The 19,124-nt window shown below is 72.3% G+C and carries 14 protein-coding genes and 1 pseudogene; 9 read left to right on the forward strand and 6 right to left on the reverse strand.

Annotated elements, in window-relative coordinates; translation table 11 throughout:
• Positions 1-3: 3 nt before the first annotated feature.
• A complete protein-coding gene (locus tag ACZ6S6_RS04940) occupies positions 4-2,013 on the reverse strand; it encodes a hydantoinase/oxoprolinase family protein (RefSeq protein WP_362952975.1) in 2,010 nt (669 codons plus the stop codon).
• A gap of 179 nt (positions 2,014-2,192) precedes the next feature.
• Here ACZ6S6_RS04940 and ACZ6S6_RS04945 point away from each other — a divergent pair, with 179 nt between their 5' ends.
• Positions 2,193-4,019 (forward strand): ABC transporter substrate-binding protein, encoded by a 1,827-nt coding sequence (locus tag ACZ6S6_RS04945; protein ID WP_469704035.1) that lies wholly within the window; start codon positions 2,193-2,195, stop codon positions 4,017-4,019.
• 129 nt (positions 4,020-4,148) lie between these two features.
• Here ACZ6S6_RS04945 and ACZ6S6_RS04950 read toward each other — a convergent pair whose 3' ends face one another.
• Together ACZ6S6_RS04950 and ACZ6S6_RS04955 are read right to left on the reverse strand one after the other, a co-directional pair.
• The gene (locus ACZ6S6_RS04950) at positions 4,149-5,804 is read right to left on the reverse strand and encodes a sigma-70 family RNA polymerase sigma factor (RefSeq protein WP_469704036.1); all 1,656 of its coding nucleotides are present in this window, start codon (positions 5,802-5,804) and stop codon (positions 4,149-4,151) included.
• Between the two features lie 130 nt (positions 5,805-5,934).
• Positions 5,935-6,630: a type 1 glutamine amidotransferase domain-containing protein gene (locus tag ACZ6S6_RS04955; RefSeq protein ID WP_362952969.1), complete on the reverse strand. Its 696-nt coding sequence runs from the start codon at positions 6,628-6,630 to the stop codon at positions 5,935-5,937.
• Positions 6,631-7,048: 418 nt separating this feature from the next.
• Between ACZ6S6_RS04955 and ACZ6S6_RS04960 the strand changes: the two genes are divergently transcribed.
• The 5 genes from ACZ6S6_RS04960 to ACZ6S6_RS04980 all read left to right on the forward strand — a co-directional run bounded on the left by ACZ6S6_RS04960 (position 7,049) and on the right by ACZ6S6_RS04980 (position 13,115).
• Positions 7,049-7,804 carry an MgtC/SapB family protein gene (locus tag ACZ6S6_RS04960; RefSeq protein ID WP_362952967.1) on the forward strand — a complete coding sequence of 252 codons (756 nt, stop codon included), beginning with the start codon at positions 7,049-7,051 and terminating at the stop codon, positions 7,802-7,804.
• A gap of 210 nt (positions 7,805-8,014) precedes the next feature.
• Positions 8,015-9,085: a Dyp-type peroxidase gene (locus tag ACZ6S6_RS04965; RefSeq protein WP_469704037.1), complete on the forward strand. Its 1,071-nt coding sequence runs from the start codon at positions 8,015-8,017 to the stop codon at positions 9,083-9,085.
• A complete protein-coding gene (locus ACZ6S6_RS04970; protein WP_362952964.1) occupies positions 9,085-9,882 on the forward strand; it encodes a family 1 encapsulin nanocompartment shell protein in 798 nt (265 codons plus the stop codon). The genes ACZ6S6_RS04965 and ACZ6S6_RS04970 overlap by 1 nt, the downstream gene beginning before the upstream one ends.
• Positions 9,883-9,937: 55 nt before the next feature.
• Entirely contained in the window at positions 9,938-11,611 is a 1,674-nt protein-coding gene (locus ACZ6S6_RS04975) for a PucR family transcriptional regulator (protein ID WP_469704038.1), read from the forward strand.
• A 106-nt stretch (positions 11,612-11,717) separates the two neighbouring features.
• Positions 11,718-13,115: a type III PLP-dependent enzyme domain-containing protein gene (locus tag ACZ6S6_RS04980; protein ID WP_469704039.1), complete on the forward strand. Its 1,398-nt coding sequence runs from the start codon at positions 11,718-11,720 to the stop codon at positions 13,113-13,115.
• Between the two features lie 648 nt (positions 13,116-13,763).
• Here ACZ6S6_RS04980 and ACZ6S6_RS04985 read toward each other — a convergent pair.
• Genes ACZ6S6_RS04985 through panD form a run of 3 tightly spaced genes read right to left on the reverse strand, consistent with a single transcriptional unit; the run spans position 13,764 to position 15,281 of the window.
• The gene (locus ACZ6S6_RS04985; protein ID WP_362952958.1) at positions 13,764-14,423 is read right to left on the reverse strand and encodes an aspartate/glutamate racemase family protein; all 660 of its coding nucleotides are present in this window, start codon (positions 14,421-14,423) and stop codon (positions 13,764-13,766) included.
• 39 nt (positions 14,424-14,462) lie between these two features.
• On the reverse strand, positions 14,463-14,825 hold the full coding sequence (locus ACZ6S6_RS04990; protein WP_469704040.1) for a GNAT family N-acetyltransferase: 363 nt from the start codon (positions 14,823-14,825) through the stop codon (positions 14,463-14,465).
• A gap of 30 nt (positions 14,826-14,855) precedes the next feature.
• Positions 14,856-15,281 carry an aspartate 1-decarboxylase gene (gene panD / locus ACZ6S6_RS04995; protein WP_362952954.1) on the reverse strand — a complete coding sequence of 142 codons (426 nt, stop codon included), beginning with the start codon at positions 15,279-15,281 and terminating at the stop codon, positions 14,856-14,858.
• A gap of 160 nt (positions 15,282-15,441) precedes the next feature.
• On the opposite strand from panD, the pseudogene ACZ6S6_RS05000 reads away from it, so the two are divergent.
• The 3 genes and pseudogenes from ACZ6S6_RS05000 to ACZ6S6_RS05010 form a co-directional block, all read left to right on the forward strand.
• Positions 15,442-15,537: pseudogene (locus ACZ6S6_RS05000) on the forward strand (IS5/IS1182 family transposase); the annotation flags it as partial.
• A gap of 773 nt (positions 15,538-16,310) precedes the next feature.
• The gene (locus tag ACZ6S6_RS05005) at positions 16,311-17,084 is read left to right on the forward strand and encodes an amino acid ABC transporter ATP-binding protein (RefSeq protein WP_362952952.1); all 774 of its coding nucleotides are present in this window, start codon (positions 16,311-16,313) and stop codon (positions 17,082-17,084) included.
• Position 17,085: 1 nt separating this feature from the next.
• Positions 17,086-19,119: a helix-turn-helix domain-containing protein gene (locus ACZ6S6_RS05010; protein WP_362952950.1), complete on the forward strand. Its 2,034-nt coding sequence runs from the start codon at positions 17,086-17,088 to the stop codon at positions 19,117-19,119.
• The last annotated feature ends 5 nt before the right edge of the window (positions 19,120-19,124 follow it).

The following is a 19,124-nucleotide window of genomic DNA, read 5'->3' on the forward strand; positions in this document are numbered from 1 at the left end:
GGGTCAGCTCCTGGTGAGGACGAGGTTGGTGGCCGGGTCGACGGTGGCGGTCCAGCCGCTGGGCACGTAGGTCGTGGAGGACGCGTCGGTGATGACGGCGGGTCCGGCCAGTTCCGTGCCGATGGACAGGGAGCCCCGCGACACGATGACGGTGGGACGGGGTCTGCCGTACTCCAGGACGGTGCCCTCCTGGCGGAGTTCGTCGGGCCGGTGCTCGACGGCGGGGAGCGCCACCGAGGGACGGGGCCGGCCGACGCTCAGCCGGAGGGTCACCACCTGCACGGGAGCGGTGTGATCCGCGTGCCCGAAGCGCTGAGCGTGCAGGGAGTGGAAGGCCGCGACGAGCTGCCGCACGAGGTCCTCTCCCGCCGGCCGGGGCAGCGGCACCGACAGTTCGAAGCCCTGCCCGGCATAGCGCATGTCGACGGTCCAGGTGTCGTGCACGGTGGTGGCATCGACGCCCTGCCCGGCGAGTTCGCCGTGTGCCTCGCCGGTGACGGCGGCCATGACCTCACGCAGACGGGTGTTTTCGAGCGTGTCGGCGGCGGCGAGGACCGTGCGGGCGAACTCGCGTCGGAATCCGGACACCAGCAGCCCGTAGGCGGAGGCGAGCCCGGAGTGCGGGGCGATCACGACGCGCCGCATACCCAGTTCGTCGGCGACGCCCGCCGCGTGCACCGGGCCCGCTCCCCCGTAGGCGAGCAGCGTCAGCCCGCGCGGGTCCTGGCCGCGCTCGACCGACGCAACCCGGATGGCACCTGCCATGGCGACGTTGGCCAGCTGATAGGCCGACCAGGCGGCCTCGCCGACTGTGACGCCGAGCCGGGCGGCGAGCGGCGCGAAGACGGCTGCGGCGGCGTCCAGGTCGAGCGGAAAGCGTCCGGCCAGCCGCGGGTGCGGCCCGAGCAGGCCGAGGACGGCGTTCGCGTCGGTGACGGTGGGCGCCGGACCGCCGCGTCCGTAACAGGCGGGCCCCGGGTCTGCCCCGGCGCTCCGCGGGCCGACGGTGAGCAGGCCGCCGCTGTCGACAGCGATGATGCTGCCGCCGCCGGCGCCGACGGTCGTGATGTCAATCATCGGCACGCGCACCGGCAGCCCGTCGACGGTGACCTCCGGGGTGAGCTGCGGGGTGCCGTCGACGACGAGGGACACGTCCGTGCTGGTGCCGCCCATGTCCATGGTGACGACGTCCCCGAGCCCCGCTGACTCGGCGACGGCGACGGCTGCGCTGACTCCGGCGGCCGGCCCGGAGAGCAGCATCGTCACCGGCCGGGCCGTCACCACGGGCACCGGCACGGCGCCGCCGTTCGACTGCATCACCTGCAGCCCTGTGATGCCACGCCGAGCGGCCGCGTCGGCGAGCCGGGACAGGTACCCGGCGACGGCGGGCCGGACGAATGCGTCGACCACGGTGGTGCTGGTGCGCTCGTACTCGCGGAATTCGCGCGCCACCTCGCAGGACAGGGACACCGGAAGCCCGGGTGCCAGGGAGGCGGTCAACTCGGCCAGACGCCGTTCGTGCGCGGGGTTGCCGTAGGAGTGCAGCAGGCACACCGCGATGGCGGTGACGTCCTGGGCGAGCAGTTCCTTCACCGCTCGCCGTGCGCTCTCCTCGTCGAGTTCGAGGGCTGTCTCGCCCGACGCCAGAACCCGCTCGTCGATCTCCTGGACCAGATGACGCGGCACCAGTGGTGCGGGCTTGACGTACCGCAGGTCGTACATCCGGTCACGGTCCTGACGCTGGAGCGTGAGCAGATCACGGAATCCCCGGGTGACGAGGAGGCCCAGGCGAGGGCCGCGGCGCTCAAGAAGGGCGTTGGTCGCCACCGTGCTGCCGTGCAGCAGCAGCGCGCCCTCACGCAGTTCGGCCGGCAGCTCGTCGATCGCCTCGATCACCGCGCGCGACGGGTCCTGCGGAGTGGAGAAGACCTTCGATGTCGCCCGCAGCCTGCCGTCGTCGTCGAGGACGACCAGGTCGGTGAAGGTGCCACCGCATTCGACACCAATACGCATGAGACCCCCTTTCTGTGACTCAATGTGACAACCCGAAATCATTTCCGGCCTTGAAATGTGACGTTCCCATGGCCGACGATGCGCGGTAATACGTCGTTCTCCCCATGGACGAGGGTGTACGTCGGTGCTGGTCAGCCCCGGTGGGAAGAGCCGGAGCCGCCCGGCAGGAGGAGGTGCGCATGGCACGGGACCGGTCCAAGCCGTCCGAGAGCGTGTCCGAAAGCAGGCGCCTGCTGGGCCCCGGCGTGGCCCGGCTCGACGCGTCCGGTCGCTTCGAGCGCCTCGACGTGCTGGGCTGCGATCTCGTGATGGATCAGCGCGTGAGGCGCTGGGCGGAGCTGATGCCGGCCACCCGCAAGTCCGCCGTCTCCTTCGTCTGGATCACTGAGGACGGCGTATGGGCGCACATCGACCTCTCGGTGCCACCGACAGCCGAGGGCCGGCAGGTCACCGTCACCGTCGCGGTGCGGACCGGCGAACCGCCGTACGGTCTCACCGCGCGGGAACTCGACGTGCTCACGCTGCTCTCGGGTGGTCTCACCAACGCCTCCGTCGCCCGCTACCTGGGCACCAGTCCGCGCACCGTCGGCAAGCAGGTGGAGGCGCTCTTGGACAAACTGGGTCAGCCGAGCCGCAGCGCGGCGGCCGCGTTCGCCGTGGACAGTGGCCTGCTGCGGCTCCCGGTGCCCGGCGCCTGCGCCGAACTGTCCGCCCTGGGCGTGGGCATGCTCGACACATTGGAACGCGGCCGTGGCAGACCGACCCGATTCGCGGGCGCTCCGCGCCGCAACTCCCGCCTCTTCGCTCCCCGGCCGCTGACCGTGGGCCTGATGGCTCCGCTACTCGGCGCCTACGGCGCCGACGGAAAGGAGCTCCTCAAGGGCGCCGAACTCGCGGTGGCCGAACTGAACGCGCGCGGGGGCGTGTCGGGGCGGCCCGTGGAGCTGGCGACCTTCCCGCTCGACAACCAGGACGCGGTCTCGGTGGACACCGCGTTCCGTGCAGCGGGCGCCCGCGACCTGTCCGCACTGGTCGGCTCGTACCTTCTCGTCGACGAGCGTTCCAGCTACGAGCGTGCCGCCGAGTACGGGGTCCCGTACCTGAATGTCGGCAGCAGCGACCTCCAGGCGGCCTGGGTCGACTCCGAGCCATCCGTCTTCGGCAACGTGTTCCAGGCCGGCCCACGGCGCAGCAACTACATGCACGGCTTCCTGCGGTTCGCCTCCCAGACGGGCGCGGCGGGCCTGTGGCAGCCGCCGCACCGCACCATCGGCGTGGTCGAACCCGAGGTCGCGGACAGCGAGATCCTGCCGAACCGGGGCGCGGACCTGATGGAGGCCGCGGGCTGGCGCGTGGAGTTCCGGATCAAGACCAGACCGCCGTACGACGACTGGTCGAAGGTCCTTGAGCAGTTGCGGCACACCTCCCCGGCGGCGCTGCTGCTGGGCAACCATCCACCGACCGCGATGGCCGCGTTCCAACGCGCCTTCGTCCGGGATCCTTCGCCGACCCTCGTCTACAACGTCTACACCCCATCCGTTCCGGCCTATCTCGGCGCGGCGGGCGAGGCTGCCGAAGGGGTCGTCTGGGCCAGTGTCACCGGCCGGTACGGTGACGCCCGGGGAGCCTCCTTCGCCCGGAACTACGCGCGCCTGCACGGCGGCACCCCCGGTCACGGCCTCGCGGGCGCCGGCTACGACCAGGTACAGGTTCTCGCGCGAGCCTGGAGTGCCACCTCCAGCCCGGGGCACCCGGGTGAGACGGTGGACGCCCTGCGAAGCGTCGTGCACCGCGGCGTCAACGGCGCGTACTTCCTGGGAGCGGCGGGGCAGACCAACGCGGCCTACCCGGACGAGAATCCCGATCCGTCGCTCGCTCAGGCGCCGCTGGTCTTCCAGATACAGGACGGCACCAGCCGGGCGATCCATCCGGCACCGTACGCCGAGGCCGCGTTCCGGCTGCCGCCCTGGCTGCGGCAGGAGTGCCCGCGTCGGACACCTGTGTGACCACTCTCGGATTCCCGCAGCTCCAGCTCGTCCCGCGGCGACTCCACCCGCTGCCGGACGGCGGCATCCCGCTCGTCGGGCAGGCCCGTCACCGGCGGCGTCCGGAAGCAGTGGCCGGGCCGGCCGGGCTCACGGCTTCGCGCCGAAGTCCTGCGTCCACCACGGTCCGCCGGGACCCTTGTGGACGCCGATGCCGATGTCCTTGAAGGAGCAGTTGAGGATGTTGGCGCGGTGGCCCGGACTGTTCATCCAGGACTCCATCACCGCCTCGGGAGTCTGCTGGCCGCGGGCTATGTTCTCGCCGTACGTCGACCAGCGGTACCCGGCGTCGGTGATGCGCCGTCCGGGGTCGGCGCCGTCGGGGTTGGTGTGCTCGAAGAAGTCACGGGCCGCCATGTCGTCGGAGTGGCGCTGTGCCGCGTCCGTGAGCTGCGCGTCCTCCTTGACCGGCCCGCATCCGGCCGCCGCCCGCTCCTGGTTGACCAGGGCGGCGACCTGGGCCGTGGTGCCCGCGGGGGCGGGCTGCGTGGCGGGGGCGCTCGACGGAGGCGGTGGGGCCGTCTTCTTCGGGGCCGGGGCGACGCTCTTGCGCGGTTTGTGGACCGGGGCGGCCGAGGTGCTCTTCTTCGCGGACGGCGAGGGCGAGGGCGACGCGGACGCCGGGGGCGGCGATGAGGTGGTGGCCGGGTTCTCGGGGGCCGCGAGATCGGCGATCGGCTCGGCCGACGCGCGCGAGGCGCTGTCGCCCCCGGTCCCGGTTCCGGGCCCGAGGGACACGTACCACAGGCCTCCACCGGCCATGCACGCCACCACCACCGCGCCGCCGGCCGCCCGGCGCCGGATCCGCCGGCTCCGGCGCGCCGCGGCCCGCGAGGCCGCCCGGCCGTCCGTGTTCCGCCCGCCCGGGGAACGGTGCCGGCCGGGCCGGGCGGCTGCCGCGCTGTCGGCCGCCGTCGCGTCGAGCGAGTATGCGGCGGCGACGGGCGCAGCCCCGTCCCGGGCGGGCCACAGCACGAGGAGTGCCGCGGGCACGGGTATCAGTGCCAGCCCCGCCAGCAGGCCCTCGGCGGGCATCAGGCCGCTCCAGAGTCCGGCACACCGGAGGCAGTCACGGGCGTGCCGGGCTATGCGTTTGCGCCACAGCGCCGAGGGGTGGCCGTCCCATGCCACAAGGACGCCGCGGAGTTCCTGGCACGGCGGCTGCGCGCCGAGTGCCCGCACGACGACGCGGGCCGTCTCCAGTTGCGCCTTCATCCGCTGCACCCGGACCGCCGCGTACTGCGGCGAGAGCTCCAGGGCCTCGGCGACCTCGGCCCGGGTCAGCTCCCCCGCGCACTCCAGCCACCACAGCGACAGCAGGCCCCGGTCGTCCGGCTCGAGCCACCGCGTCGCGCACGCCGTCTCCTGGCGCTGTCCGGACAGCTGCAGGCGCATCATCGTCAGATCGACGAAGTCGGCCCCCGGGTCGGCTATCTCCCCGGCCTCCTCCAGCGTGCCGGGCAGGGCCGTGCGGTCCCGCCAGTGCGCGCGGACCTGGTTCATCGCGATCGCCACCAGCCAGGAGCGGAAACTCTCCGGGGTCCGCAGACCGCCGAGGCCGTCCAGCGCACGGAGCATGGTGTCCTGAACCACGTCGTCCACGTCCGCCGAACCGTTCAACGCCCGGCCCACGATGTTGTAGACGAGCGGAAGGTACGCGCTCGCCAGCGCGTCCTGCGCCCCCGCGTCTCCGTCGCGCGCGGCGATCACCAGTGGCACCGGGTCCACCGTGTGCTGATTGCTCATGTGACTGGGTCCCTGTCCTGTAGGCCGCTGATGATGCCCGATGACTGGGAGACCGCCGCGGGCGGCCCGGATAACAGTTCCTGCGGCCGGAGTTTTGCCGGTACGTGCTCCGGCACGGTTCCGCCGCGACTCAGGCGAGTTTCTTGAGCAGCTCGCCCGCGAGCGGAGCGGCGGAGGCCGGGTTCTGGCCGGTGACCAGGTTGCGGTCGACGACCACGTACGGGGCCCACGGCTCGCCCTCCTGGAAGTCGGTGCCGATCTCCACGAGTCGGTCCTGGAGCAGCCACTTGGCCTTGTCGGCGAAGCCGGCCTGGCTCTCCTCCTTGTTGGTGAAACCGGTGAGCCGGTAGCCGGCGAAGGCGTTGGTGCCGTCGGCCTTCGTGGCCGCCAGCACAGCGGCCGGGGCGTGGCAGACGATGCCGAGGGGCAGACCCGACTCCAGCGCCCGGGTCAGCAGCCTCCCGGAGTCCGCGTTCACCGCCAGGTCCTCCATCGGGCCGTGCCCGCCGGGGTAGAACACCGCCGCGTAGTCCGCCAGGGCGACGTCCTCCAGCTTCAGCGGCTGCTGGAGTTCGCTCATGGAGGCGAGGACGTTCGCCACCCGGTCGGCGTTCTCCTGACCGTCGTTGAACTCCGGCGCCAGGCTCCCCCGGTCCACGGTCGGCACCACGCCGCCGGGGGTGGCGACGACGATCTCGTACCCGGCGGCCCTGAACCTCTCGTACGGTGCGACGGCCTCCTCCGCCCAGAAGCCGGTCGGGTGCACGGTGCCGTCGGCGAGGGTCCAGTGGTCGGAACCGGTCATCACGAAAAGAATCTTTGCCATGTCACATCTTCCGCAGGGCCCAGACGTCATCCGCCCGGGACGCTTCCGCGTGGTGCGGCTCCGGATCGGGCCGGAGCCGCACCACGCCTCTGAGCCCGACCGTACGGCCGCGCACCCGCCGGAGCCCGGCGGTGGCGCCGCGGTGAGGTAGCGGGAGAGCCAATGGGATGACGTGATTGGAGCAGACGGCGGCTGTCAGCCGAGCCGGCCGTGCGCGCGCAGGGGGCGGAGGAGTCCACGGCTGGGGGAAGCGGAATCCCCGGACTCGGCGGCATCGGCGGCGCCCAGGCCCGTGCGAGGGCGGCCGGTACGGTGGGCAGCGCGCCGCCGCAACCGTCGCATCGCCCGGCACGGCGGAGCCACGGCGCTTTCCTTCCGGGGCCGGCTGCCCGGAAGGTCCAAGGGCATCGGAGGTTTTGTGGCACTCGACATCAACGAACCGTTCGGCCAGAACTGGACGCACGCGGCGCAGTTCGGCATCGCGTTCGGGCTCTCCTGCGCGATCGGGATCGAACGCGAGATCCGCCAGAAGGCGGCGGGCCTGCGCACGTACACGATCGTCGGGCTCGGGGCCGCCCTCTTCACCCTGGTCAGCAAGTTCGGCTTCTCGGACGTACTGGTCACCGGGCAGGTCGAGTTGGACCCGTCCCGGGTGGCGGCGCAGATCGTCTCCGGCCTCGGGTTCATCGGCGGTGGCGTCATCTTCGTGCACCGCGGTTCGGTCAAGGGGCTGACCACGGCCGCGTCGATCTGGCTGACCGCCGCGGTCGGCTGCGCGGCCGGAGCCGGTCTGCCCGTCCTGGCCACGCTCGCGACTCTCGCCTACTTCCTGGTGTCGTACGGCGTCCGCCCGCTGGCCCACCGCCTCCCAGCACTGCGCAACGCCTCGATCGGCTACCGGATCACCTACACCGAGGGCGTGGGCGCGCTGCGGGAGCTGGTCAGACACTGCACGGAGGCGGGGTTCGCGATCTCCGAGCTGACCACGCTCGCCGCGGACGGTGAGGGGATGTTCCGGCGCCGTCGCCGCTCGGAGACCGTGCCCCCGCCCGAGCGGACCGTCGAGGTCGCGCTCAGCGTGCAGGGCAGAGGTGATCCGGACGCGCTGATGGCCCGGCTGTCGGGCACCACGGGGGTGCTGGCGTGCAGCCGGAGTGACCTCGCGGACGAGTGAGCGCACCACCCTGGCGGGTGGGCGGGGGCGTCGGCGCGGGACGTGGCCCGGCAGCCTGGGCGAAGGACCGGCCGAGGTGTCGCCCGGTCGGATGACCCGGGGTGCGGCACTCCGGCGGGTGTGGGTAAGTGGCAGCGGGTCCCGCTGCCCGCACGCACGCGGGTTCCGCCGTACCGCCTTGTCGCCCACGCCACTTCATGGAGCCGCCGCATGACCGGGACCACCGAGGAAGCGGCCGCGGCGCAGCCCGTCGTCGCACCGCTGACCAGCGCGGCTCTGATCCTGGTCGCCACGATCGAGCCCGGTGGTGAGCCCGCGGTCCGCGACGCGCTGCCGGATCTGGCGGCCTTCGCCCGCTCCATCGGGTTCCGCTTTCCCGGCTCCGGTCTGGTCTGTGTGACCGGGTTCGGTTCCGATGCCTGGAGCCGGCTGTTCGCGGGTCCGCGGCCTGCCTCGCTCCACCCCTTCCAGGAGCTGCACGGGCCCCGCCACCACGCCCCCGCCACCCCGGGCGATCTGCTGTTCCACATCCGGGCCGAGCGGATGGACGTGTGCTACGAGTGGGCCTCCCAGCTGCTCGGCCGGCTCGGCGGTGCGGTGAAGGTCGTCGACGAGACGCACGGGTTCCGCTACTTCGACCACCGGGATCTGCTGGGCTTCGTCGACGGCACCGAGAACCCCGTGGGTGAGGATGCCCGGTCGGCGGCGCTGGTCGGTCCCGAGGACCCGGAGTTCGCGGGCGGCAGCTACGTCGTCGTCCAGAAGTACCTGCACGACCTGACCTCGTGGAACGCGCTGAGCACCGAGGAACAGGAGCGGGTGATCGGGCGGACGAAGTTCACGGACATCGAGTTCGCCGACGACGTGAAGCCCGCCGACTCCCATGTCGCGCTGAACACCATCACGGACCCGGACGGCACGGAGCGCGACATCCTGCGTGCCAACATGCCGTTCGGCAGCTTCGGGCAGGGCGAGTTCGGTACGTACTTCATCGGGTACGCCGCCGATCCCGGCGTCACCGAGGAGATGCTCCGCAACATGTTCCTCGGCAGCCCTCCCGGCACCCACGACCGCATCCTCGACTTCTCGACCGCGGTCACCGGCACGCTCTTCCACGCCCCCAGCGCCGACTTCCTCGACGCCCCGCCGCCGTCGCCCTCGTCCGACGGGGCCGGGGCACTGCCGGAGCCGGCGCCCGCGCCGGCAGCGCAGGCCCTGATCCCGCCGGGTGCCCGTGACGGTTCGCTGCACATCGGCAGCCTGCAAGAAAGCGCCCAGTGATGAACAACCTCCACCGCGCACTCGCCCCTGTCACGCAAGCCGCCTGGGACCAGATCGAGGAGGAGGCCCGGCGCACCTTCAGCCGCCATCTGGCGGGCCGCCGTGTCGTCGACGTCCGAGGGCCCGAGGGCCCGCAGCTGGCGGCCGTGGGCGACGGCCACCTGCGAGAGATCGACCCGCCCACCCCCGACGTCCTGGCCCGCGCCCGCACATCGGTGCCGGTCATCGAGTGGCGGGTGCCGTTCACGGTGACCCGGGCGGCGCTGGACGATGTCGAGCGCGGCTCCGACGACAGTGACTGGCAGCCCGTCAAGGACGCCGCCCGGACCTGCGCGTTCGCGGAGGACATGGCCCTCATCGACGGTTACGCGGCGGCCGGGATCACCGGTCTGCGGGACGGTTCCTCGCACACCCCGCTGCCGCTGCCGGCGGACGCCAGGGACTATCCGGCCACGGTCAGCCAGGCGCTGACCCAGCTGCGGCTGGCCGGTGTCGACGGACCCTACCGGCTGCTGCTGGGCGCGGACGCGTTCACGGAGGCGACCGAGACGTCCGACCACGGATACCCGGTCTCCACCCATCTGGTCCGGCTCCTTGACGACCAGATCCTGTGGGCGCCCGCGGTGGCGGGCGGGGTACTGCTGTCCACCCGGGGCGGTGACTTCGAACTGTGCCTGGGCGAGGATCTGTCGATCGGCTACCAGGAGCACGACGCGACGACCGTCAGTCTGTACTTCCACCAGTCGTTCACCTTCCGGATGCTGACGCCGGAGGCCGTGGTCCCGATCGTCGCCTGATACCGGCGGCAGCCCCTCGGCCGGCCGGGAGCCGGCGCTCGTATGCTCGGCTCCCATGACGAGCCGTACGCCCATCGCGCCGGAGCCCGCGGTCGCGCTGCGCGAGATCCTGGCCTTCGACGACAGCGGGACGCTGCGCCTGCTGCTGGCACCGGGTGGCCAGGACGTCGGAGTGCGGGCCGTGGCGGTCGGGGACGAGGGGTCCGCGCAGCCGCTCGACGGGTGCCTGGTGCTGGTGGTGGGCGCCCCCGCCGCGTCGGCCGGGGCGGCGGGGGCGGTGCGCGAGGCCGCCCGGCGCGGCGCTTCGGGCGTGGTGCTGCGCGACGCGGAGGGCGCGGCCGCCGCACCGGAGGTACTGGCCGCCGCCGAGGAGTCGGGCATCGCACTGCTCATCCGGGCGGAGTGGGCCGACTGGACGGACACCGCGGCGCTGCTGCGCTCCGCGCTGGCCTGTGCGCGGGCGGGCCGCGGCGAGGAGGGAGCGGGGGCGGGGGTGACCGACGGCGGCGTGGAGAGTCTGGCCGCCCTCGCCGCGGCCATCGCCGAGTACACCGGGGGCTCGATCACCATCGAGGACACCCGGTTCCGGGTCCTGGCCCACTCCGCGACCGGGCCGGAGGCCGACGGGCTGCGGCGGTCCACCATCCTGGGCGGCCGGGTGCCCGACTGGCGGGTGGCGGAACTGCGCCGCAGCGGAATGCTGCGCGCCCTGTGGACCTCCCGGGACGTGATCCACCGTGCCGCGGACGCGGACGGTCCGGAGCGCCTGGTCGTCGCGGTCCGCAGCGGCCCCGAGGTCCTCGGCTCCATCTGGGCGGCGGCGGACGGGCGGGGTCTGTCCCCGCGGGCGGCAAAGGCGCTGCGCCGGGCCGCCGAGGCCGCCGCACCCCATCTGGTGCGGCACCGGCTGCGCGAGAGCGGGGCCGCGCGCCGCGGTGAACTCGCGTTGCGGGGGCTGCTGTACGGGGAGGGGGACGCCCGCACGCACGCCTGGTCGCTGGGACTTTCGCCCGACGCGGCCTGTGCGGTCGTGGTGGCCGAACGCGACAGCGGGGCACCCGCGGGCGACCGCACTCTCGATGTCCTCGCGCTGCAGGCTGTGTCGTACCGTCCGTCGGTGCGGGTGCTGCGCGACGGCGACCGGCTGCTGGTGCTGCTGCCGGTGGACACCGGCCAGGAACGTGACGTGCTGGGGCTGGCCCGGGAGCTGGCCACCCTGGCCCTGTCCCTGCCTGGCAGGGTCCCGGTCCTGGCCGGTGCCGGCCCGGTGGCACCCACCGCGCTGCGGGCCCGGTCCTCCTGCGAGGAGGCCGCGCTGATCGTGCGGGTGCTGCGCGGGCGCGCGGACCGGGACGGCGAGGCGGACCGGCACGGCCAGGCGGCCGGGAGCGGCGGGACGGACCGGGCGCGGTACGCGGACGCCGCGGGCGTCGGCCCCTCGCTCGACGTCGTGCGGGTCCTGGATGCCGTACGGCCGGTGTGGGAGTCGGGCAGCGGGCCGGTGCACGACCTCGTACGGGCCGATCTCGCGGCCGGCGGCGAGCTGGTCCGCTCGCTGGCCGCGTACCTGGACGCGTCGGGCGACGTCGCCCGCGCGGCGGCCCGGCTCGTGGTTCACCCGAACACGCTCCGGTACCGGCTGCGACGCGCCCGGGAACGGTTCGGCGTGGACCTGGACGACCCCGACACCAGGCTGCTCATCACCCTCGCCGTCCGTCTCACCGGATAGATTTGCCCCTTGTTCGCACGGTCGTTGGCCGCCCGGCCAAGGACTTGTGCCGATGTTGTCCTGCTCGACAGAGATCTGCGGGGCCCCCATCAGCGACTCTCGCTCCATGAGCCTTCCCTCCGCGCCCGCCGCCCGGACCGCCTCCGCGCGTGTCGCGGCCGCGGTCCGGCACGCCGTGGCGACCGGCCTGCTCGGCGAGTCCTGCCCGGTCGCCGGTTTCATCGACACGGAGGGGGTACGCGATTCGGTCGCCGCCCTCCACGACGCGTTCTCCGGAGCGCTTGGAACGCGTGGAACGCCTGGAACACCTGGGGCGCCTGGGGTGCTGCACACCTTCGCCGCCAAGGCCGCGTCGCTCGTGCCCGTGCTGCGGCTGCTCGCCGAGTGCGGCATGGGCTGCGAGGTCGCGAGCCCCGGCGAGCTGCGGATCGCGCTCGACGCCGGCTTCGCGCCCTCGAAGATCGTCCTGGACTCCCCCGCCAAGACGCGGGAGGAGATCCGCGGGGCCCTCGCGCTCGGCGTGGCGCTCAACGCCGACAACCTCGACGAGGTGGACCGCATCGCCGCGCTGCGGCCCGCCGATTCGGCTTCCGCCATCGGGCTCCGGATCAATCCCCAGGTCGGCGGCGGGTCCATCGGGGCGATGAGCACGGCCACCGCCACCTCCAAGTTCGGCGTGGCGCTGCACGACCCCGGCGCGCGCGAGCGGATCGTGGAGGCCTTCGCCTCGCGCCCCTGGCTGACCCGTCTGCACGCCCACGTGGGTTCGCAGGGCTGCCCCCTGGAGCTGATCGCGGAGGGGATCGCGCAGACGTACCGGCTGGCCGAGGAGATCAACGAGAGGCTCGGCACCCGGCAGATCACCGGCCTCGACATCGGCGGCGGCCTGCCGGTCAACTTCGACGACGACTCGGTACGGCCCACCTTCGCCGCGTACGTGGCGGCGCTGCGCGAGGCGGTTCCCGGGCTCTTCGACGGCCGGTACGCGCTGATCACCGAGTTCGGCCGGTCCCTGCTGGCCAAGAACGGCTTCATCGGGGCGCTGGTCGAGTACACGAAGGACGCCGGCGGCCGCCGTATCGCGCTCACCCACGCGGGCGCCCAGACCGCCACCCGGACCGTCTTCATGCCGGACGCCTGGCCGCTGCGGGTCGGCGCGTTCGATACCGAGGGCCGCCCCAAGGACGGGCCGTCGCTCGTCCAGGACATCGCGGGACCGTGCTGCTTCGCCGGGGACGTCGTCGCCCGCGCCAGGGAGCTGCCGGAGCTGCGGGCGGGCGACTTCGTGGTGCTGTACGACACCGGTGCGTACTACTTCTCCACCCCGTGGTCGTACAACAGCCTGCCGCGGCCGGCGGTATTCGGATTCGCGACGGCCGGGGGAACCGGGCAGGACGGCCTCGCGGTCCGCTTCGCACCGGTGCGCGACGCCCAGTCGCTGGAGTCGATCTCGGCGGAGAGCGGACTGGCGCACGCCGACACCCTGCTGGACCTGCGCCCCTGAGCGGCTGACCACCCGACCGGCTGAGCCCCTGATCTCCTCATTCCGGATGCCGGTCCTGATCCCGGAGGCTCACCTCACCGGCCTCCGGGACTGGCACGCGGCCTGGAGGCCGCCGGGCTCGTCGGGCACACCGCCGGACACCAGGGCGGTACAACTGTCGCTGACGGACGAGGGACGCGCGGTGACGGGCCGGGCGGTCGAGGTGGTGCACCGCCTCCTCGACGGGATGCTCGCCCCGCTGGGCGGTCTGGACGGCCCGGACGCGGAGGCGTTCACCCGGACGTTGACGGCACTGCTCGACATACCGGTCCCCGCGGTGCCCACGGGAGCGGCGGCCGGTCAGCCGACCGGCGAGGGCTCCGGCTCCGGCGGCGGCACCGGCTCGGGGTTCGGCGCGGGCGGCTGCGGAATCGGATCGGGCGAGGGTCCGGGCGGGGTGGGCACGGGCGGTGTCGGCCCCGGACCCGGCGGCACGGGCGTCGGCTCCGGCAGCGGCCGGGGCGGTCCCGGAACCGGCCCCGGGGTGGGCGCGGGCGGAACGGGGTCGGGGAACGGATGGGTCATCTCGGGCCTCCGAACGGTCGGGGTGGATCTCCTCCACCGTCTCCCGGAGCGGCTGCCCGCGCCCGGTGAGTCCATACGTACGGACTACGGACGAGCCGCCCCGCCCACTGAACCGGCCGCGGCCACCGCTGCCGCGAGCCCCGGCCGCGGGCTGGACAGGACCGGGATCCGGGTGGCCGTGCGAGTGACGGCGTCGGCCATGGAGGCCTGGGCCAGCACGATCACGTCGGCGTCCGTCACCGCGTCGGCCGCGGCGGCCACCAGATCCAGGTACTCCTCGCGCTCGCCGGCCTCGAAGCGCGCCCAGGCGCCCTCGACCAGCACGGTGCGCACCTGCGCCGGACACCGGCCCGCCCCGTCCGCCTCCTCGGCGAGCAGCGCGAGGGTCGGCGGCAGGGTGGCGGCGAGTGCCGCGATGACGGTCACCCGCTCCGCACGGGCGGCGGCGGCCGCCATCGGGCGGTCGACCCGCAGCACCGGGACGCCGAGCGCCACACCGGCGGCCTCGGCGACCCCGCCGATCGTCGAACAGGTACAGAGCACGGCGGTGGCCCCCTGGGCGACCGCACCGGTGAGCAGCGTCTCGATCTCGCCCGTCACCGCCTCCGGCCCCGTCGCCCCGGCCCGGTCGAGCAGTTCCGTGTGCACGAGGTGGCGCAGGACGAGCCCCGGATGACCGGCGTCGCGCAGGGCGTCGAAGACCGGGACATGGGCCGGGGAGGTGTGCAGCAGGGCGAGGATCACGGGCGGAACGCTACCGGCCCCGCCGCCGGCGCGCAGGAGTCAGTACAGCTCGGGACGGGAGGCGAGCTGCTCCTTCGCCCGCTCCACCAGTCCGGCCGGGGCTTCCGGTGCCTCGTCGGGGTGGCGCGACGCCCATTTCGCCGCGTACGGGCAGAGCGGGACGACGGGCACTCCCTCGCGACCGGCCATGGCGTAGAACTCCCCGACCAGGGAGCCTGCGATGCCCTTGCCCTCGTGCCCCTGCTCGACGACCGTGTGCACGGCGACGAGGGCGGCGGGCGACCCGTCCATGACGAAGTACACGACGACCCCGGCAGCCGCGCCGTTCTCGTACGCGACCAGCCTGCCCGCTGCCCGGTCGTCACGGATGTCGGGCCCGGTCCGTCCGGTCTGGTCCGTCATGGCGGGTGCTCCCTCGGTGGGTCGGTCGCTTCAGCGCGCCGCGGGCACGGCGTGCGGGCCGCGCGCGGTGTCGGTGCCCGGCACGGGCGCGGAGGCGTCGGCGCCGAGCGCGACGATCCGGTTCCCCGCGTCGACATGGACGATACGCGGAACCAGGCCGCGCGCCTCGGCGTCGTCGACCTGCGCGTAGCTGATCAGGATGACCAGGTCGCCGGGGTGCACGAGGTGAGCGGCCGCGCCGTTGATCCCGATGACTCCGGAGCCGCGTTCGCCCTCGATGACGTACGTCTCCAGCCGGGCGCCGTTGTCGATGTCCACGATGTGCACGAGCTCGCCGGGCAGCAGATCAGCGGCCTCCATCAGCTCGGCGTCGACAGTGACGGAACCGACGTAGTGCAGGTCGGCCTGGGTCACGGTGGCCCGGTGGATTTTCGACTTGAACATTGTACGCAACATCGGGGCACTCCCAAAAGTAGGCTCCCTGCCCGCATCTCTGCAGGTCAAGGGCTGTTTCGACACCATACAACGAGTCGCAAGTCCGGGTGGCTTTCCCTAGGTTCTTCAGGACTTACGCTGACCCAGGAGTCACGCTGACCACTCGCTGAGCTGCGGCCTGGACACCTACGCCCGTCTCACAGCAGGCTTCCGCGTCGGGATCGCCACGGCCTACCGCTACATACTCGAGGCCGTCGACCTGCCGGCCGCCCTCGCGCCCACGGCATTCCCGCCGCCCTCGCCGCAGACACATCAAGTGCTGGGCCGGCAAGGCGTACCTGATCAAGATGGAAAAGGCTCACTTCAAACGCCTCGCGGTCCGCTGGGAAGAAGGTCCGATCATGATCGTGTCACGAGCTCTGGAGAACGAACGTGTTGCTCGGGTGGCCTGTCCGACCCGAGAGGCTGCCCGGCAGGACATCACTGGCTACAACGAGTTCCGGCACAATTATGAAATCCTCCACTCGGCTCGGCCGCGAACGTCTCCACTGAGCCCTGGAGTACCTCCCTCCGCGCGAACTCACGCCGCGTACGAGAAGGTGCGAATCGCTGCGTGAGATAGACATGGCCAGACGCCTGTCCGAAAACCTCAAAGCCCCCCAGAGGCCGCCGACACCCCCGCCTCGGACGCCGCTGTCCCATCGCCTACGAGCCCGTCCAGGACTCGGTGTCAAGGCCGCCCCACTTCGCCGTCAGTCCCGTACAGACCGTCGCCCATGAGGTGGGAGAACTCGGCACGCAGGATCGGGGACCTCGTCGGGGACGATAACCGCGTGCGGCAGCCCGGCGGGCCGTGTGCACAAGACCGTCCTACGAACAGTAGGACTCCACCGTCGCCCCGTGCTACGAATCGGCGGGGGACCTGAGGACGGCCAGTGCCTACAGTGACGGGAACGGCACCGCCCGGTCGGCAGCCGCCGCCGACGGACGTCCCCTGCGACAGCCGTCAGCCGGGCCGGTGGTATCGGCCGACAGAAAGGCGCCAATCAGATGGACAACGGAGTCGCGGTCAGCCTGCGTGATGTGGGCAAGAGATTCGGGACCTTCACCGTTCTCGACGAGGTGAGCCTGGATGTGGCAGCCGGGGAGACGGTGTGCGTCATCGGGCCCAGCGGCTCGGGAAAGTCGACGCTTCTGAGGTGCTGCAACCTTCTGGAGATACCCGACAGTGGTGAGATGCACGTCGGGGGCGCCCGCTATTATCCCATGCCCGCAGGCCGAGGTCGCGCCGCCGCTCTGCGGGAATTGCGCAGCCGCTCGGCCATGGTGTTCCAGAGCTTCGAACTGTTCCCGCACCTGACTGCCGTGGAGAACGTCGCGCTCGCACCCATCAGGGTGCGCAACGTGCCCAGGGAAGAGGCGCTGGAGAGGGCACGTGGCCTGCTGGAGAGGGTCGGACTGCGTGAGTTCACCGAGGCCCGCCCCTCGACGCTGTCGGGCGGGCAGCAGCAGCGGGTGTCCATCGCCCGTGCCATGGCCATGGATCCCGAGGTGCTGCTGTTCGACGAGCCCACCTCGGCGCTGGACCCGGAGATGGTCGGCGAGGTGCTGGAGATCATCCATGAGCTGGCGGCCACGGGGGCGACGATGATCGTGGTAACCCACGAGATGCAGTTCGCCCGCAACGCGGCCACCCGTGTCGTGGTGATGGACGCCGGGAAGATCCTGGAGGCCGGTACACCGGATCAGGTGTTCGACGCACCAAGCCATCCCAGGACGAAGCGCTTCCTCCAGGCCCTCGCCCGGTCCAGCCAGGCAGCCTGACGTGACGACGACGCCCGATACGCCTGATTCCGCTCGGCCGGGCAGTGACGAGGTGGAAGCGCTGCGCCGCATCGCCGCGACGGTCAACTCCAATCTGGAGCTGGGGACCGTCCTCGACGCGATCGTGTCGGCGGTGTCCGCGTTCACCGAGTGGAAGCTGTGCTGGGTCATCGCCCTGGACGTTCCGGCCGGGGTCGCCGAGGTCATAGCGCGCGAGGACCGGCTCACGTACTCAGGCAGTAGCAGTCAGCGGTTCTGGCCCATCGACGAGATACCCGCGAGGGACGTCGTGGGAGGCACGGAGCCGATCGTCATCCACGACGCCCACGAGTCGCAGTACCGGTTCTACGCGAATGACGCTCGTCGGCGCGGATACCGTTGCGGCGTCCTTCTGCCGCTTCGCGAGCCCGACCTCGACGGACGTTTCCTGGTTCTCGCGGTCCAGCGCCCGCAGGCCGGGCAGGTGGACAGCGCGGCGCTCGCGTTCCTCGAGGCCGTCGCCGACCTCTCGTCCGTCGCCCTCGTCAACGCGGGCAAGGTCGCACAGGAACAGCGCGACATCGCGGAGCTGGTCCGAGCCACGGCCGTCCTGCGCACCGGACTGGCGGGGACCCTGGCGGGGCAGGACGGGGAGCAGATTCTCACAGCGGTCGCCGAAACGCTGGATATCGCGATCGTCGTGGTGAACCACGAGCTCACCCCCATGGTCACGGTGGTCGGCCGGAACTGGTCGCCCGCGGGGGAGAGCGCCACCGACTATGTGTCCCTCGCGCAGAACGCGGCCCGTCGCAGGAATGGTGAAGCCCCGCAGGCCGGCCGGGAGAGGGAACAGGACCGGCCCAGGAACCGCGGCGCCCCGTCCGGGCCCGGTGCCTCCGGGAAGCCTGTGACTGGTGCGCCCGGAATGGCTCCGGCCGCTTCCGGCGGTTCCGCTGCCGAAGGAGCCGAGACGGCGGGGGACGCCTTCACGGCCCAGGGTCTGTCCGGGGTACGGGAACCGTCCGGGGTCCGAGTCAAGATCACTGAGCTGCTTCCTGAGTCGGAGCGTCCTCTGCTGGCCTGCGTCCTGCGCCGTGGACCGGCGAGCCGGGTCGAAACGGCTCTCGACTCACTCGTGAACGTCGCGGTCGGCATTGTGGTGTCCCGGTCGCTCCTGGCTTCCGCCGAACAGGACCGGGAGACCGACACGGCCCTGGCCGAACTGGTCCGCCGCTCCCCCACCGACCCCCTGGCGCTGCGAATACGCCTGGCGGCGCTGGGTCTTCCACCGCCGACGCGCTGCCGGATCGTCCGGATATCCGCCCGCTCGCCGGTGGATACCGATCTGCGCCGGGTACTGAGCGACGTGCACAGTGTGCTCCGCGCCCGGCGGGTCAGCGGAGTCGCCGTGGGCTGGGTGGACAGCAGCATCGTGCTGGTGCTGCCCTCCGCTGACGACCACCACGAGGCGCTGACGGCGATCCGGGGCATGCTGAGAGGAGTCGGCGGGATCGGAACCACGCTCACCGCCGTGGTGAGCAGTGCGGGACCGGTTCCCGCCGACGGCCCCCGGATGTGGGCCGAGTGCGAGACCCTCACCTTGGTGGGGGCGTCGGGCGCTGCCGGGGACATCGTGGCCTACGACCGGTTCGGCGCGCTCGCTTTCCTGCTGACCGCCTGCCACGACGGCGCGGCGGTCAGATTCGTCGAGTCCCAGATCGGCCCGCTCCGCCGCTACGACGACGATCACTCCGGCTCGCTCGTCGAAACCCTGGAGGTGTTCCTCCAGACGTCGGCGCGGCTTCAGGAGACGGCTCGGCTCCTGTGCATACACGTGTCCACGCTGCGGTACCGGCTCGACCGGATCACCGAGATTCTTGGAACGGATCTGAAGGGTTCCGAGGAACGGTTCGCCCTGGCCCTCGCCTGCCGGCTGATGCATATGGTCGACGCCGCTGCCGGGCCGGCCGAAAACGGTGGACCTGTAGCAAAAGCAGCAGGCAATGGTAAAAGTTCGTCGGAACCGAAGGAAGGAACGGAAGAGCCGGGTCTGTAGCGTTC

It is taken from the genome of Streptomyces sp. NPDC048671, from assembly GCF_055587045.1.